19 protein-coding genes and 2 riboswitches are annotated in these 16196 nt (G+C 46.5%); of the genes, 12 read left to right on the forward strand and 7 right to left on the reverse strand.

The window, feature by feature from the left end; all coding sequences use genetic code 11:
• The first annotated feature begins 19 nt into the window (after positions 1-19).
• Both BTA31_RS08650 and BTA31_RS08655 read left to right on the forward strand, forming a co-directional pair.
• Positions 20-235, forward strand: a complete 216-nt coding sequence (locus BTA31_RS08650) for a hypothetical protein (RefSeq protein ID WP_076790839.1) — start codon at positions 20-22, stop codon at positions 233-235.
• Positions 232-426, forward strand: a complete 195-nt coding sequence (locus tag BTA31_RS08655) for a hypothetical protein (protein WP_076790842.1) — start codon at positions 232-234, stop codon at positions 424-426. The genes BTA31_RS08650 and BTA31_RS08655 overlap by 4 nt, the downstream gene beginning before the upstream one ends.
• Positions 427-479: 53 nt before the next feature.
• Here BTA31_RS08655 and BTA31_RS08660 read toward each other — a convergent pair whose 3' ends face one another.
• Positions 480-1505, reverse strand: a complete 1026-nt coding sequence (locus BTA31_RS08660) for an acyltransferase family protein (RefSeq protein WP_076790844.1) — start codon at positions 1503-1505, stop codon at positions 480-482.
• A 309-nt stretch (positions 1506-1814) separates the two neighbouring features.
• Between BTA31_RS08660 and BTA31_RS08665 the strand changes: the two genes are divergently transcribed.
• From BTA31_RS08665 to BTA31_RS23275, 3 genes are all read left to right on the forward strand, one after another.
• Entirely contained in the window at positions 1815-4025 is a 2211-nt protein-coding gene (locus BTA31_RS08665; RefSeq protein ID WP_076790847.1) for a PAS domain-containing sensor histidine kinase, read from the forward strand.
• Between the two features lie 7 nt (positions 4026-4032).
• Positions 4033-4530, forward strand: a complete 498-nt coding sequence (locus tag BTA31_RS08670) for a methylated-DNA--[protein]-cysteine S-methyltransferase (RefSeq protein WP_043927371.1) — start codon at positions 4033-4035, stop codon at positions 4528-4530.
• Between the two features lie 92 nt (positions 4531-4622).
• Positions 4623-4736: a hypothetical protein gene (locus BTA31_RS23275; protein ID WP_239693157.1), complete on the forward strand. Its 114-nt coding sequence runs from the start codon at positions 4623-4625 to the stop codon at positions 4734-4736.
• 6 nt (positions 4737-4742) lie between these two features.
• On the opposite strand, the gene mtnA is transcribed toward BTA31_RS23275, so the two are convergent.
• From mtnA to BTA31_RS08685, 3 genes are all read right to left on the reverse strand, one after another.
• Entirely contained in the window at positions 4743-5804 is a 1062-nt protein-coding gene (gene mtnA / locus BTA31_RS08675; RefSeq protein ID WP_076790849.1) for an S-methyl-5-thioribose-1-phosphate isomerase, read from the reverse strand.
• Between the two features lie 5 nt (positions 5805-5809).
• The gene (gene mtnK / locus BTA31_RS08680; protein ID WP_076790851.1) at positions 5810-7006 is read right to left on the reverse strand and encodes an S-methyl-5-thioribose kinase; all 1197 of its coding nucleotides are present in this window, start codon (positions 7004-7006) and stop codon (positions 5810-5812) included.
• A gap of 84 nt (positions 7007-7090) precedes the next feature.
• Positions 7091-7234, reverse strand: a riboswitch (SAM riboswitch).
• 83 nt (positions 7235-7317) lie between these two features.
• On the reverse strand, positions 7318-8097 hold the full coding sequence (locus BTA31_RS08685; RefSeq protein ID WP_076790854.1) for a carbon-nitrogen family hydrolase: 780 nt from the start codon (positions 8095-8097) through the stop codon (positions 7318-7320).
• A 95-nt stretch (positions 8098-8192) separates the two neighbouring features.
• Here BTA31_RS08685 and BTA31_RS08690 point away from each other — a divergent pair, with 95 nt between their 5' ends.
• The 5 genes from BTA31_RS08690 (at position 8193) to BTA31_RS08710 (ending at position 12672) form a co-directional block, all read left to right on the forward strand.
• Complete coding sequence (locus BTA31_RS08690; protein WP_076790858.1) at positions 8193-9383, forward strand: pyridoxal phosphate-dependent aminotransferase; 1191 nt, start codon at positions 8193-8195, stop codon at positions 9381-9383.
• Between the two features lie 49 nt (positions 9384-9432).
• A riboswitch (SAM riboswitch) is annotated at positions 9433-9532 on the forward strand.
• Between the two features lie 84 nt (positions 9533-9616).
• Positions 9617-10834 (forward strand): 2,3-diketo-5-methylthiopentyl-1-phosphate enolase, encoded by a 1218-nt coding sequence (gene mtnW, locus BTA31_RS08695; RefSeq protein ID WP_142243749.1) that lies wholly within the window; start codon positions 9617-9619, stop codon positions 10832-10834.
• Positions 10831-11529 carry a 2-hydroxy-3-keto-5-methylthiopentenyl-1-phosphate phosphatase gene (gene mtnX / locus BTA31_RS08700; RefSeq protein WP_076790863.1) on the forward strand — a complete coding sequence of 233 codons (699 nt, stop codon included), beginning with the start codon at positions 10831-10833 and terminating at the stop codon, positions 11527-11529. The genes mtnW and mtnX overlap by 4 nt, the downstream gene beginning before the upstream one ends.
• The gene (locus BTA31_RS08705; protein ID WP_076790866.1) at positions 11490-12113 is read left to right on the forward strand and encodes a methylthioribulose 1-phosphate dehydratase; all 624 of its coding nucleotides are present in this window, start codon (positions 11490-11492) and stop codon (positions 12111-12113) included. Before mtnX ends, BTA31_RS08705 begins: the two co-directional genes overlap by 40 nt.
• A gap of 19 nt (positions 12114-12132) precedes the next feature.
• Positions 12133-12672 (forward strand): 1,2-dihydroxy-3-keto-5-methylthiopentene dioxygenase, encoded by a 540-nt coding sequence (locus BTA31_RS08710; RefSeq protein ID WP_043927383.1) that lies wholly within the window; start codon positions 12133-12135, stop codon positions 12670-12672.
• A gap of 25 nt (positions 12673-12697) precedes the next feature.
• On the opposite strand, the gene fosB is transcribed toward BTA31_RS08710, so the two are convergent.
• The gene (gene fosB, locus BTA31_RS08715; protein ID WP_076790869.1) at positions 12698-13162 is read right to left on the reverse strand and encodes a metallothiol transferase FosB; all 465 of its coding nucleotides are present in this window, start codon (positions 13160-13162) and stop codon (positions 12698-12700) included.
• Positions 13149-13469, reverse strand: a complete 321-nt coding sequence (locus BTA31_RS08720; RefSeq protein ID WP_076790871.1) for a YkvA family protein — start codon at positions 13467-13469, stop codon at positions 13149-13151. Before BTA31_RS08720 ends, fosB begins: the two co-directional genes overlap by 14 nt.
• 215 nt (positions 13470-13684) lie before the next feature.
• Between BTA31_RS08720 and BTA31_RS08725 the strand changes: the two genes are divergently transcribed.
• Positions 13685-13927: an aspartyl-phosphate phosphatase Spo0E family protein gene (locus BTA31_RS08725; protein WP_043927388.1), complete on the forward strand. Its 243-nt coding sequence runs from the start codon at positions 13685-13687 to the stop codon at positions 13925-13927.
• Between the two features lie 61 nt (positions 13928-13988).
• On the opposite strand, the gene BTA31_RS08730 is transcribed toward BTA31_RS08725, so the two are convergent.
• Entirely contained in the window at positions 13989-15503 is a 1515-nt protein-coding gene (locus tag BTA31_RS08730; RefSeq protein WP_076790874.1) for a PAS domain-containing sensor histidine kinase, read from the reverse strand.
• A 237-nt stretch (positions 15504-15740) separates the two neighbouring features.
• On the opposite strand from BTA31_RS08730, the gene mhqR reads away from it, so the two are divergent.
• Positions 15741-16196, forward strand: a complete 456-nt coding sequence (gene mhqR / locus BTA31_RS08735) for a MarR family transcriptional regulator MhqR (RefSeq protein WP_043927391.1) — start codon at positions 15741-15743, stop codon at positions 16194-16196.

The raw sequence follows: 16196 nt of genomic DNA on the forward strand, positions 1-16196 counted from the left end.
CGGAAACTGGATGTGTGGAATGTACGGAAACGGAAAGGATATGGATGAAACGACAAAAGAAAGGAATGTCATCATGAAAAGAAAAGTTGCCAGAAATGAAGCGGCTCTTAACAATAAAACGCCTGCTGAAAGCATGCATGATCATCAATACATGACCCAATATGATGCCGAAAACGGAGACAGGGGCGCCAACCGCAACTCGAAACACGGGAAGCAGGGAGAAGCGCATCAATGAAAAAACACCAAAAAAGCAAGGATATGCAAAACCATAAAAAACCGATGAATCCAGATGTGCTTCAGGAGGAATTTTCGAACGAACTGGGCGATGTCAACGCCTTTAAGTTTATCGATGTGATCGAGAACAATAAAAAGAAGAACAACAAGGCGAACGGACAGAAGCTGGATAAAGATAAAGATAAAGATTGAAACCACGAGAGCAAACGAGAAAGGTCCAAATCGGAAACGATTTGGACCTTCATTTATTTTAAATAAGGGTTATATCCGTTGTCTTTTTTCAACCTCCGCATTAAATTCGTCATTTTTAATTCGATGAACGGCTGGGCGACCGTTTTCACAAATCCGCTTGATAAGCAGAAGGTTAAAATCGCCGTAGCGATGATTAATAGCGTCAGACTCTGATAATCGGCAAGCCATTCTTCCGCCCCCGTCTTTCTGAACGACTTAATGATAAAGCCGTGCAGCAGGTAGACATAAAATGTGCGCGTTCCCCAGAGGGTAAAGAAATACCGCCTTTCAGGCACAAGCGCCATGAACGCGAATGTTGAGGCAAACGTTATGACGAGAAGCGCTACCCGATTTAACCCGCTTTTTATTCCGACATCGCCGAATTCCGAATAAGGCTTGGAACCGAACAGCCAGGAGTAATCGAAGTCTACAAAAAAGTAGAAAACGAACGTTGCTGCTAAAACGGCTAGAGCGGCTTGCTTGCCTTTCCAGCCTTTCAGCATTTTAAAATGGTCTTTTTGCAAATAATAACCCGCCAAAAAGACCGGAAAGAAAACAAACGTGCGGGAGAGGCTGAGCGTATTGCTGATCAGGTCGATATACCCGACAAGAACGGCGATCACAAAGCTTGCGGCAAACGCCCATTTCGCCGGCAGTTTTGTAAACGGAAACAACAGGAGATTCCAAAAAAACAAGCTCAGCAAAAACCAAAGCGACCATTGCGGTTCAATCGGATTTGCGGCAGTTAAGCTTTGATCATCGATAAAGGAATAAAACAGCGTATAGATTCCCTGGAAAATCAAATAAGGAACGATCAGCTTCCAGGCGATTTTTTTGACATAACCGGGACGGTTGAACCCTTTTGCAAAATAGCCTGATATGAGAATAAAAGCAGGCATATGAAACGTGTAAATAAATTTATAAATATGAAGCAGTGCATCATTGTCATGAATATAGGACCTGATTATATGTCCGAATACGACGAGAAAAATTAATAGGAATTTTGCATTGTCAAAATAGCTATCGCGGGAATTCGCCATAACATCACCCTTTCACAAACATTCTCAGGAGGCGCCGGTGCGGGAAGCGTCCGAACCCCGGCACATTCTTTCCGGAATGACGTCCTCCACCAGTCTTGCCTTATTTTAAAATTTTAAAATAGAAAGCATGTGTTTTCCTATGCATTAAGTCTTATTGTTAGGACGATGTAATTGAACAGTAAGGAACTTTTATATCGTCATCTTCCTGTAAAATAGGCGGAAAGGTTGTAAAAGTTCGAAACAAATGAAGGAAGATTTTCCGGTTTGTAGAATAATTGGAGGACAGGTTTTCAAGAAGGAGTGTAGTAAATGGAGGAAACTCTTGATTTGAATGAATCCTTAAATCTGCAAAACCAGCTGAACAGACTGAAGAAAGAAAACGCCAAGCTGAAAGCGGATTTGTATCAGTATGAACTGCTGTTTAACGGGACGCTGGACGCTATTTTTATATTGGATAAACAGATGAACATCATCCAGGCGAATGATGCTGCCTGCAAGATTCTGCAAAGCCAAAAAAAGAATTTGCTGAACCGATCGGCGCTCGATTTCCTGCACGCCGTTCCGCCGGATGAACTGAACCAGAACATTCACCGCTTTTTAGAACGGGGATATGCAAAAAAAGAAGTGGCCATCAGGCTTGACAACGGATCTGTCAAATATATCGAGTTTACTGCAAGCAAAGGAATCGGTGAGGACTGCTTTTTTGTCGTCATGAGAGACATTTCGTCGAAAAAAATATTGGAGCGGGAGCGCACCATCAATGAAAAGCTGTTTAAAGATTTGTTTCACCGCGCGGTAGAAGGAATCGTCATCTTTGATAAACAAGGCTGTTTCATCGATGCAAACCATTCGTTTTGCCAGAGCTTCGAAATCGAAAAATCAGAGCTTTCAAAACTGAAGCTGTCTCAATTCGTATCCCCTGAAAACAAGGGGCGGCTCGATAAAATCTGGAACGCTCTTTTCAGAAGAGGGAAAGCAAAAGGGGAGCTTCCTGTCCGACTCAGATCAGGAGAAGACAGGCTGTTTGAGCTGACGATAACCTCGAATATTTTAAACGGCTTTTACATGTCGATTATGAGGGATATTACGGAGAAGCGCTCGATGGAAAAACAGCTGTTTAAAAGCGAAGAACGCTTTAGGGAAGTCTTTGAAAATGCGATGGATGCCATCATACTGATGAATAACGACGGCCGCATCGTCAAAGCGAACCAGTCGGCCTGCAAAATCTTCGAACTGCCGATGGACCAGCTGCTCAACAAGAAGATGACTGATTTTATTGATCAAACCGATCAGCGGTATCATACCATTCAAAAGCAATACGATCAAAAAGGAGAAATCCGGGCGGAGCTGCTGTTTCGTATGGCAAACGGACAATATAAGGAGCTTGAGTTCACGTCAAAACGAATCATGTTCGACAGCCAGGACTTAACCATTTTGAGAAATGTCAGCGACAGAAAACGGATGGAACAAGAATTGCGGGAAAGCGAATTGAAGTTCAGAAAAGTTTTCAACGGATCAATGGACGGAATCGTTCTTTTCAACAACCAGTACGATATTATCGATGCGAACCCCCTTGCCGGAAAAATTCTCAGCATCCCTCTTGAACAGCTGAAAACGTCCAATCTTCTTGACGTCATTTCCGGCTATCACATCGAAAACGCGGCTTCTCCCGCTAAAACGATTTCCTTTGAAGAAATGGACAATGATATCCCATTCCTGCTGAGTGACCAAAAACGGATTCTTGAATTTTCATTTAAGCGAAACATCATTCAAAATATGAATTTGGCGATGCTCAGAGACGTGACGGAACGAAAAGAGCTTGAAGAACGGCTCCGCAAGTCTGATACCCTTCATGTCGTCGGAGAACTCGCAGCCGGAATTGCCCATGAGATCCGCAACCCGATGACGGCATTAAAAGGATTTATCCAGCTGCTGAAAGGCAGCATCCAAAATGAGGATCACGCGCTTTATTTTAATGTCATCACATCAGAGCTCAAAAGGATTGAATCGATTATTACGGAGTTTCTCATTCTTGCAAAACCGCAGGCGATCATGTATGAAGAAAAAAATGTCGTCAAAATCATGCAGGACACTATGGATCTGCTGCACGCACAGGCAAACCTTGACAACGTTCAGATGCATCTGAAGTGCGAAGACGGCATTCCGCTGATCTATTGCGAGCCGAATCAGCTGAAACAGGTATTTATCAACATTTTGAAAAATGCGATCGAAGTGATGCCTGACGGAGGCAACGTATATGTGTCGATCAAACCGAAAGGAGACGACCATATCATTGTCTCGCTTGCTGACGAAGGTATCGGCATGACGGAAGACAAATTGAAGAGGCTCGGCGAACCTTTTTACACAACAAAAGAACGGGGCACTGGACTCGGGCTCATGGTCAGTTATAAAATTATTGAAGAACATAAAGGAAAAATCGAAGTTGAAAGTGAAGAAGGGAGAGGCACGACATTCCACCTGACTCTCCCGATCAGACAGCAGCATGAGGAGGAGGCTTAATCGCATCATGGGCTTTTATATTGAAATGACCTCGCCTTTTGGACAAGCTTACATTGTCGAGGAAAATCACCACATTACACATTTGCTATTTGAAAAAGATGAACTAAAACAGCTTCCGCAAGACGGCCTGGAGCTTCGCCCGGCCGAAACGGAATTGTTGAAGGAGGCCAAGCGACAGCTCGAAGAATATTTCAAGGGGAAGCGGAAAACGTTCACCCTTCCTCTCCGCCAGGATGGAACTCCGTTTCAGAAAAAGGTGTGGGAGGCGCTGCAGTCGATCCCGTACGGTGAATCACGGAGCTATTTAGACATCGCGTGCGCCGTCGGGAATCCGAAAGCTGTTCGCGCAATCGGCCAGGCCAATAAAAGAAATGCGCTGCCGATTTTGATCCCGTGCCACCGTGTCATCGGCAAAAATCGTTCATTGACGGGGTATTCCGGAAATGAAACGGATAAAAAAGCGGTGCTGCTCGACATCGAAAATATTGCGTATAAGGGAAAATAATATACGAGCACGCCGTTTCTTTTTTTCGTCCGCGACATATAATTTTATTAAGTTAAAAATGTTGGCCTTGGTAAAAAAAGGAGGACGAATAAGTGAAAATAAACCGCCCGAAAAAAATAGCAGGATACGCGGAATTGTTCGTCAAGCTGCACGTGTTGACCGAAGAGCAAAAGAAAGACATCATCAAATTGATTAAAATCCGCTAAAGCGGCCTAAGTAAGGGCTTCAGCGGAAAACAGCGCTTCAATTTCTTCTTCAAATCTGTCTGTGATAATCCCTTTTTCCGTAATGATTCCAGAGATTAAATCGTGCGGCGTGATATCAAAGGCAGGATTGAATACAGGCACTTCTTGCGGCGCTATTTGCGTTCCGTTTATCTGTCTGACTTCATCCGGATCGCGTTCTTCAATCGGAATGTCGTCGCCGCATGAAATCGAGACATCAAAAGTTGACAGGGGAGCAGCGATAAAAAACGGGATTTGAAAGGCTTTGGCGAGGATTGCTAAGCCGTATGTTCCGATTTTATTGGCTGTATCTCCGTTTCTTGCGATTCTGTCTGCTCCGACAATGACGGCTGAAATGTTTTTTTCTTTCATCGTATGAGCAGCCATGCTGTCTGTAATCAGTGTCACGTCAATTCCCCCCTGCATAAGCTCCCATGCCGTCAGGCGCGCCCCCTGCAGAACAGGCCTTGTTTCACATGCATAAATATGAAGGTCGAGATCCTTTGTTTTGGCAAGATAAAACGGAGAAAGGGCCGTACCGTACCTGCTGGTCGCGATCGATCCGGCGTTGCAGATGGTCATGATGCTGTCGCCCGATTTGAACAAATGCAGTGCATTCTGTCCGATTTGCCGGCACGTTTCTTCGTCTTCAACCTGGATCTGAATGGCTTCGTGGATCAGATTTGTTTTTGCTTCATTGACCGATTTTGCGCCCTCCGTGCTTTTTACCAGCCGATTGAGGGCCCAGGATAAATTGACGGCTGTCGGCCTTGCCTGATTGAGTTCATCCTTGATTTTGCCGAGCTCCCGCAGAAATACGGAAACGTCAGATGTATCGATGCTTTGTGCGCATAGAGCGAGCCCGAAGGCGGCTGTAATGCCGATGGCAGGCGCCCCCCTCACTTTTAGCGTTTGGATCGCATCATAGACGTCTTCTTTAGTTGTAAGGTGCAGGTACTCCGTCTTTTCGGGAAGCTTTTGCTGGTTCAGGATTTTTACTGATGTTTCTTCCCATTCGACAGAGCGGGGCACCGCAAATTGTTCCGGCATGTCATTCACTCCTTAAGCGCGTTTCGAAACGCTTCAATCATGTCTTTTGGTGTTCGGAAACCGCTGCGTTTTTCTATGAATGCTGCGCCTATTTTAAGGGCGAGCTTTTTTTGGCTGATTCTCCGGGAAAACGGAACGATTGTATCAAGGTCCGCAACATGGGCGAGACCGATCGCCCGGCGGATTATTTCGCAGCCGGCAAAGCCTGCTGCGTCTTCAAACGTCTGTTTCAGGACTGATTCAAGGCGCCCCTTCTCATTTTTGCAAGCGTCAAGAGCGTCGTTTTTCCACGCTTCGCTGAATGTCCGGCTGAACGTATTCCAGACGGTCTCGACATGGCGGTATAAAGGGGCCCGCCTGTTTTCTTCGCGGGACAGCGCGTTTAACAGCAGGTTGGCGATAAACTGCCCGATGTCAAACCCGATCGGTCCGAAAAACGCAAATTCAGGGTCGATGACTTTCGTTTCGGCTTCTTCACCGGCGAAAATGCTGCCTGTATGCAGGTCGCCGTGGATCAGCGTTTCCTCTGCGGATAAAAAGCGCTGCTTCAGCTTTGCCGCTTCAATTTTTAATGCTTCATTACGCCAAATATCTTCCGCTTCATTGCGAAGCTCTTCTTCGAAATCGTTCGTCTCATGGTCAAAGAAAGGGTCTGTGAACACAAGGCTTTCTGTAATATCGCACAGATCCGGATTCGTAAACTGCTTCACAAGCCGCTCTTTAACCGTTGGGTCAAGCGCATATTCAGACGAGTAAAAATGCGTTTTTCCAAGGAATTCTCCGATGTCTTCCGACAGGTGCGGATAATCCTTCCCGTCAATCAGTCCTTTTCTGGCGATTTTTAAGTGAGAAAGGTCTTCCAATACGGTGACGGCAAGCTCGGTGTCAGAATAGTACACTTTCGGGACAAGATGCGGGACATGCTCAGCCTGGCGGATCAGCGCACTGCTTTCGATTCTTGCCCTGTCAAGCGACAGCGGCCAGCTTTCGCCGACGACTTTTGCATAAGGCACCGCCTGCTTGATGATCAACCCTTTTTGCTGCTCTTTGTCATAAACGCGGAAGACCAGGTTCAGGTTTCCGTCCCCGATCTCCTGGCACGTCAGGGTGCTTTTGCTTGGAAAAAGCCCGAGACGGACGGCAAGCGCGGCCGCGGAGCTTTCAGTCAAAGTTTCGTATGCTGCGGTTTTCGTTACGGTCATATGTAATTCCCCCTAAAGTGTCATTAACAAATAAAAAAGCCTCTTTCTCGTCGAGAGAAAGAGGCTGATTTGTCGCGTACGCCTCTCTTATCTCTCAGAATTTAAAGTCTGATGGAATTAGCACCGTGCCCTAGCGGCGCAAAGTTTCGCGCCCCATTTCACAATGGTATTACGGTCGGTTGCTGTTGGGGTCATTAGGCCAGTCCTTCACCCAACTCTCGATAAGAGAATTCAATATAAAATTTTGAAATTTCAGTTCGGTCAGTTGCTGAACATATTACCAGCATCTCCGTTTTCTTGTCAACACTTTTTTAATATAAATCTTTGCGAATGTCCTCAAAAACCGGAATTTGCCCCCGCGCTTTTTCAATGTCCACGAGGTCAATTTCAGCCCTGATGACCGCTTCTCCGTGTCCTGCTTCAGCGAGGATGCGGCCGAGCGGATCAATGACCATGCTGTGGCCCGCAAATTCGTTTGCCGGGTCTTTTCCCGCACGATTGCAGGCTGCGACAAAGCACTGATTTTCAATTGCTCTGGCTTTTAAAAGGCTTTGCCAGTGATCGAGGCGGGCGAGCGGCCATTCCGCCGATACAAAGATGATGCCCGCACCTTCCTTCGTATGTTTTCTGATCCATTCCGGGAAACGGATGTCGTAGCAGATGAACCCCGCAGCCGGGGTCCCTTCAAGCTCGAAGCTCCCGTCGCCTGAGCCCGATGACAAATAGAGGTGTTCGTCCATCAGCTGAAAAAGGTGAGCTTTGCTGTATTCTTTGATCAAATTTCCGTTTTTGTCTGCGATGTACATGATATTGTACACACCGCTTTTTTTCTTGACGGCGACTGAGCCGCATACGATATGGACCCGGTTTGCTTTTGCCGTTTCCTGCAGCCATCTCTTCGTTTGCCTGCCTTCTTCATCCGCGATGGAGCCGAGATTTTTCAAATCATAACCCGTCGTCCACAGCTCGGGAAGGAGAAGGACATCCGTCTTCCGGCTTTCCTGTTCGATCAGCTGCTCCGCTTTTTTAAAATTTTCAGAAGGATTGCCGTATGCGATATCGAATTGCAAGCATGAAATTGTCAGCTTCAATCTGGATCACCTCATTTTTTTCTTTACATTTTACATTTAACAATATATGATGATGGACTATCATTTCAAGAATTTTTCAAAAGCGGGTGAATCGTATGAAATTTGAGCTTTCAGATGTGTTGAAACAGCTGCCGGAGCAGTTTTTTGCTTCCTTGGTCAAAAAGGTGAATGAAAAAATTGCCGCCGGCCATGATGTCATCAATCTCGGACAGGGGAATCCGGATCAGCCGACACCGGATCACATCGTTGATACAATGGCGCAAGCCGTCCGCAATCCTGAAAACCACCAGTATTCCTCCTTTCGCGGCAGCCGTTCACTGAAGGAGGCGGCAGCCGCGTTCTATCAAAGGGAATACGGCGTACAGCTCGATCCCGAACGCGAAGTCGCTGTATTGTTCGGCGGAAAAGCCGGTCTTGTCGAGCTTCCGCAATGTTTGTTAAATCCGGGGGATACCGTGCTCGTTCCCGATCCGGGCTATCCCGACTACTGGTCGGGCGTTGAGCTGGCAAGAGCGAACATGGAAACGATGCCGCTTACAGCGGACAATCAGTTTCTGCCTGACTACAGCCGGATTTCGAAGGAAGTGAAAGAAAAAGCGAAGCTCATGTATTTAAATTATCCGAACAATCCGACCGGTGCCCAAGCCACACCTGTTTTTTTCGAAGAAACCGTCCGGTTTGCCAAGTCGAACGGGATTTGCGTCGTCCACGATTTTGCCTACGGCGCGATTGGCTACGACGGCAAGAGGCCTGTCAGCTTTTTGGAAACGGCGGGGGCAAAAGACGCAGGAATCGAAATTTACACGCTATCCAAAACGTATAATATGGCTGGATGGCGGGTCGGGTTTGCGGTTGGCAACGCCTCTGTGATCGAAGCGCTGAACCTTTATCAGGACCATATGTATGTCAGCCTCTTTAAAGCGGTCCAAGACGCCGCGGCGGCCGCACTCCTATCAGATCAAGCGTGTGTCCAGGAGCAAAATGAGCGCTACGAAAAAAGGCGGGATGTATGGATTCGTGCGGTCCGCGATATCGGCTGGCATGCGGATGCTCCGCAAGGATCTTTTTTTGCCTGGATGCCTGTTCCCGATGGTTACACATCTGAGGCTTTTTCCGATCTGCTTCTCGAAAAAGCGAATGTCGTCACAGCGCCCGGCATCGGCTTCGGCAAACACGGAGAAGGCTATGTGAGAGTCGGCCTCTTGACAAGCGAAGAGCGGCTCCGGGAAGCGGCTTCGCGTATTGCCAAGCTGAATATATTCAAAAAGACCGGCAACAGTCATTGACAACCGGGAAAAACGATGGGATAATTCAAAATAATTTATAAAATCAATATTCTTATCAAGAGCAGGCAGAGGGACAAGCCCGATGAAGCCCGGCAACCGACTTTTTAAGCACGGTGCTAATTCTTGCAGCTGACGCTGAGAGATAAGGATTCGAACCTGAAAAGCGAAACCTCTTTTAGCTAAAGCAGCAAAAGAGGTTTTTTTATATGCCTGAAACAGGAAGGAGCTACAGAATGAGTGAACTTTTGGCAACATATATTTTGGCAGATCCGGGATGTGACGCAGAAAAGCGGGCCGAGCAAATCGCGATCGGGTTGACGGTCGGATCGTGGACAGATCTGCCGCTCTTAAAGCAGGAGCAGCTGAAAAAGCATAAAGGACGCGTCGTCAAGGTCGAAGAAACAGAAAGCGCGCTGGGGGAAAAACAGGCAACGGTCACCATCGCCTATCCGGAAGCCAATTTTACAAACGACATTCCCGCTGTGCTGACGACCGTTTTTGGCAAGCTGTCTCTCGACGGAAAAATAAAGTTGGCGGATTTGGAGTTTTCGCAGTCTTTTAAACAATCATTGCCGGGTCCGAAATTCGGCGTATACGGGATCCGGAAAAAAATCGGCGAATTTGAAAGGCCGCTGTTGATGAGCATTTTTAAAGGCGTCATCGGCCGCGATATGGAAGACTTGAAGGAACAACTGAGGCAGCAGGCGCTCGGCGGAGTGGATTTGATCAAGGACGATGAAATCTTATTCGAAACAGGCAGTGCCCCCTTTGAAAAACGAATCACGGAAGGAAGGAAAGTGCTTGAGGCCGCCTTTGAAGAAACAGGGCGCAAAACGCTGTATGCCGTCAATCTGACGGGCAGGACAATGGAGCTGAAATCGAAGGCGAGAAAAGCAGCCGAACTCGGAGCCGATGTTTTGCTGCTTAATGTGTTTGCCTATGGGCTCGATGTTTTGCAAAGCCTTGCGGAAGACGACGACATCCCGCTGCCGATCATGGCGCACCCGGCAGTAAGCGGCGCACTCACTTCGTCGCCGCACTACGGTTTTTCCCATTCGCTCTTGCTCGGCAAGCTGAACCGGTATGCGGGTGCTGATTTCAGCCTGTTCCCTTCTCCGTACGGAAGCGTTGCTCTGCCGAAGCGGGATGCGCTTGCCATATACGATGAATGCACGAAGGAAGACGTTTTTAAACCGACATTCGTCGTGCCGTCGGCCGGTATTCACCCCGGCATGGTTCCGCTCTTGATGAAAGACTTTGGCATTGACCATATTATCAATGCCGGCGGGGGGATTCACGGTCATCCAAACGGAGCGGCAGGCGGAGGAAGAGCGTTTCGGGCGGTCATTGATGCCGTCTTGGAAGCGGAGCCTGTCGAAGAAAAAGCAAAGCGTTCTCCCGATTTGAAGCTCGCCCTTGAAAAATGGGGAAGGATTGAGGTTTCTGTATGAGGAAGCCGCTTATCATTTGCGATTTTGACGGAACGATCACAACAAACGACAACATCATCAGCATTATGAAACAATTTGCTCCAGAGGAGTGGATCGCTTTAAAAGACGGGGTTCTGTCCAAGGACATATCGATTAAGGACGGAGTCGGCAGAATGTTTGAATTGCTGCCGAGCAGCCTGAAAGAAGACATTACGGCTTATGTACTGACACAAGCCGAGATCCGCCCCGGGTTTAAAGAGTTTGTCTCTTTCCTGGATGAGAAGGGTCTTCCGTTTTACGTCGTGAGCGGAGGGATGGATTTTTTCGTCTATCCTCTGCTTGAAGGAATTATCGAAAAGGACCGCATTTATTGCAACGAGGCCGGCTTCACCGGCCGCAATATCGAGATCCGCTGGCCGTATCCGTGTGACGGCAGCTGCGGAAATGAATGCGGCTGCTGCAAGCCTTCCATCATCCGCCGCCTGAAAGGCCGGGACGATTTTGTTGTCATGATCGGGGACTCCGTTACAGATGTTGAAGCTGCCAAATGTTCCGACTTATGCATCGCGCGCGATTATTTGCTGCGGGAATGTGAAGGGCTCGGCTTGAAGCATGCGGCATTCGGCGATTTCCACGATGCAAGACGAATACTCGAAGAGACCGCGGAGGTGAAAGAATGGTGTCTGAGCAAAAACGGCAGGAACTTGCTGAGGTAAAAAAAGAGCTTGCGGAAAGGGATTGGTTCCCGGCGACAAGCGGTAATCTGTCAATCAAAGTATCAGAAGACCCGCTGCGGTTTCTCATCACGGCAAGCGGAAAAGATAAGCGAAAAGAGACCGCGGAGGATTTTCTGCTGGCGGACGAAGAGGGGAGGCCGGCGGAGACCGGACACGCGCTGAAGCCGTCGGCGGAGACGCTGCTGCACACCTTTGTCTATCAACACACAAACGCCGGCTGCTGTCTTCACGTCCATACGATTGACAACAATGTCATCTCAGAGCTTTATGCAAAAGAAAAGCAAGTGACATTCAGAGGCCAGGAAATCATAAAGGCGCTCGGGCTTTGGGAGGAAAATGCGGAGGTGACGATCCCGATTATCGAAAACAGCGCTCATATTCCGGATTTGGCGGCGGATTTTGCCGGGCACCTTTCAGGCGATTCAGGCGCAGTGCTGATTCGCAGCCACGGTATTACCGTCTGGGGAAAAACGGCATTTGAGGCAAAGCGGATGCTTGAAGCATATGAATTCTTGTTCAGCTGGCATTTAAAGCTGAAAGCTTTGCAGGCTTATCACGTTTAATTAAAAAGGGGGAGAAAACATGGCGACAATTCGGATCCATGATGAACAAAACACGACCATTGAAAAGCAGGAAGAAGTTGAACAATTTCTAAAGCGGCAGGAAGTCATTTATGAAAAGTGGGATATCACAAAACTGCCGGTAGGCTTAAAAGAAAAATACGATTTGACCGATGAAGAGAAACAGGAGATTTTAGACGTCTTTGCCACAGAAATCAAAGACATTTCAGAACGCCGCGGCTATAAAGCGAGCGATGTTATCTCGCTTTCCGACCAAAATCCGAAACTCGATGAACTCTTGAAAAATTTCAAACAGGAGCATCATCATACAGACGATGAAGTAAGATTTATCGTCAGCGGCCACGGCATCTTTGCGATAGAAGGAAAGGAGGGCACATTTTTTGATGTCCTCTTAAATCCGGGAGATTTGATCTCCGTTCCTGAAAATACCCGCCATTATTTCACGCTTCAGGAAGACCGGAAAGTCGTGGCTGTCAGAATCTTTGTGACGACAGAGGGCTGGGTGCCGATTTATGAGAAAGAGAGTGTGAACCAGTCATAAAAAAAGCGTCCCCGTGGACGCTTTTTTATTTGTTTCTGTCATAAAGGGCCTTGATGTGGCCTTCATGAAATGAGAGATGCGGTTTTTCATTTTGATAGTATTGAAGACGGTCAAATACAGAGCCGGTGTGAAGCTCGAACTTATGGCCGTCTGGATCTGAGAAATAAATTGAATCTTTGTCGCCTTCATGCCGTTTTCTGCCCTTTAGCACGTTTACACCTAAATCGTGTAATTTCTTTTCCCAGAACGGCAAATCTTCCTGTTGAATCGAAAACGCGGTATGGGTGTAAGAGTCGTGAATTTCCTGTCTCTTAATGTCTTTCTCTTCGTTTAATGCGAGCCAGATGCCGTTCAGGTCAAAATAAGCGGTTTTCTCGGCTTTTACGAGCCACTTGGCATCAAACACCTTTTCATAGAATGAAATAGAGACGGACAGGTCAGAGACCGAAAACAAGAGATGATTGATGCCGAGAATTTTATTGTTTGCCATTGCCGTTTATTCCTCCCGTTAGATGTGTTTCAAATCCGTCCAGCTCTTTGGTGATTTGCCTGAACAGAAAAGCGAGTACAGCCGCATCATCAAGCCAGCCGACGCCTGCGAGAACATCGGGAATCAAATCGATCGGAGACAGCACATAAATAAATGCCAGCGCGGCCAGTAAAATCGTTTTTTTCGGGAATAAGGGGTAGTCTCCCTTTCTCCAGGCTCTAAATGCTCTGAAAAACAATAAGAGGTCTGAATACGCTTCTTTCACGGCAAAGACGGTTCGGAGCCTTGAAACCGGTTTTTTCATCATTTAGACCTCCTTCTATCCGCATGAACTCTTTTAAAGCTGTTTACCATATTGCATCGATGGGTATTACACCTTTAATTCCACAAATCTATTATACTCGATTTCAAAATATTTTTTTGAAAAATAGGTTTACAAAATAAGTATAATCTGTAATAATGCTCAAGTACGCAAAATCTGGATGGTTCTAAGAAACGATATGTCGGTAAGGGGTGAAGCGTATGCAAAGGTATGTTGAAAAAGAAGCATTGCTCGTTTCCATCAGCAAGAAGCGGCAAATGATGGTTGAAGCCGCTGAAATATATGGATATACAGGGGATGAAACGATCAGGCGAAGCCAGGAGCTGGATCAATTAATCTATGAATATCAAAAATTGTCTATGAATGAAAACGCGCCGGACAATCTGCTGCAAGATTTATTAGGCTGCATCGACTGTCTGCCCGTTGAAAAATATACGGCATAGTGGATGAACGAAAAAGAGCTGCCGTAAGGAAGGCAGGCTCTTTTACAGGAACGGGGAAACCTCAGTCGTCCTGTTCCTTTGAAGTCGGCAGCGTAATCGTCACAGTCGTTCCTTTATGCCGTTCGCTTTCGATTTGAATGGTTCCCCCGTACATGGAAATGATACGCTTGCACACGACAAGGCCGAGTCCTGTACCTTTTTCCTTTGACGTGACAAAAGGCTGGAAAATACTCTCCATCATTTCTTGTGGAATGCCTTCTCCGATATCCTTCACAATAATTTGCGCCTTCTCTTGATCATGTTCGATTTGAATGAGCAGCTTTCCGCCGTTTTTCATCGATTCAAGAGCATTTTTGGCGACGTTCAAGACAACCTGCTTAATATGATCCTTTTTACAATACACATAAGCCGGATCTTCTCCGCAGTCTTGAAATTCCACTTCCACATTATATAAATTGGCCTCAGAATAAATAATCGGCATGATCTCGTCAATCATTTCAGTCATGGCGTTGAGCTGCCACTGCTCTGCCGTCGGCTTTCCGAGCACGAGAAACTCGCTGACAATCTGGTTGATCCTCCGGATTTCCTGGTCGATGATTGAGAAATACATTTGATCTTCTTTTGATTGATATTTTTTTTGAAGGAGCTGGATAAAGCCGCTGATACCTGTCAGCGGGTTTCTGATTTCATGGGCGGTGCTCGCCGCCAGGGTGCCGATTAATTCTAGCTTCTGCGCTTCATTTTGGGCGCGCTCCTGCTTGGTCCGCCGCTTCAGCAGCACATACTGGAGCAGGAGGAACATAATATTCAGCAGAATGAAAATACTTAAAAATGACAACAGGAGACTGTGAACGATCTCATCAAGCTGGACCGGTTCCGGATAGACTTCAAGCTTCCAGTCGATCTGGTCCAAAAAAGCGTCGACGGTACCGCCGTCCGGCTTCTCAGGAGGAGAATGGCCTGCCGTAAAGACAATCTGATTTTTCTGATTGAGAATTTTGATGTAAAGCTCAGGTCTTAAGACGTTCATGATATTTTTCAGATAATCGACGCGGATCGAAGCCAGCAGAAAATTTGTCGTTCTGCCTTCGCTGTCAAAGACAGGAGTAAAAATATTCAGCTCCAGCCTGTCCGACACTGTATGTATTTCGTCTGTGATCACGGATTTCTTTGATTTTTCCGCTTTTTGCAGAATGTTCTTGTACGAAAGCGCCTTTTTTTCTTTGACGGGCGACGACGTGCTCACCATAACATCGCCGTCTTCATTTAAAAGGTATAAAGCCGAAAAACGCGGTTCTTTTTTATACGTTTCCGTCAGGATTCGTTTGATATGCTGCTCATTAACAGGGTGGTTGAGGGCCGTGGCAAGGGAGCTGAGCCTTGCTTCTGTTTCGCCGATCAGGTAGTTGATTTGGTTGCGGTGAATATTGAGCATGAGAGTCGCAGTCTGACGGTGCTTTTCCGTGATATTTTCTCGTTCTTGTTCGTATACAAAAAAGCTTATAATGAAGGCGGGGATCGTCACCAAGATCAAATAAAGCCTGATTTTCTTCCATATATTTTTAAAATTGCGCATGTTTTTACTCTCTCCCAATCGATACAGGAATAGAGGTATTATATCACTAGTGAGAGCCGATTTATAGAAAAGATAACCAATACCGTGAAAATAGGACACAATACCGGGGAATTTCCGGATATATCTATTTGATGTTCAATTCCTACTCATCATAACATGGTTTGAATGTTAACAGTTGACATTTTCCTCATAGTTTATTAATGTTTTCCTGTAGTTGTTTCTTTGGAGATGAGAGATATGAGTAATAGAGAACAGGAACAGTCCTTGAAATTATTTATTGTATTATCTCGAGCGTACAGATCCATTAATGATCATATGAATAAACATATTCATCATCATGGTCTGAATCCAACCGAGTTTGCCGTTTTAGAACTCCTTTATCATAAAGGGGATCAGCCCCTTCAGCAAATAGGAGATAAGATTCTTCTGGCGAGCGGGAGTATTACATATGTGGTTGACAAGCTTGAGCAAAAGCAGCTTATCGCGAGAAGAGCCTGTACGACCGACCGCAGGGTGACCTATGCGCAAATTACAGATAAAGGCACCGAGCTCTTGGAGAAGATTTTTCCAGGTCATGCAGAAGAGCTTCACCACATGATCAGCGTGTTGAGCGATGAGGAGAAAGAAGCCTGCATCGAAATGCTGAAAAAAGTCGGACTGAACGCAAGAAATATTTATAAGGGCAAAGAATAA

The sequence above is a fragment of the Bacillus haynesii genome, from assembly GCF_001969855.1.
GTDB classification, from domain to species: Bacteria; Bacillota; Bacilli; order Bacillales; family Bacillaceae; genus Bacillus; species Bacillus haynesii.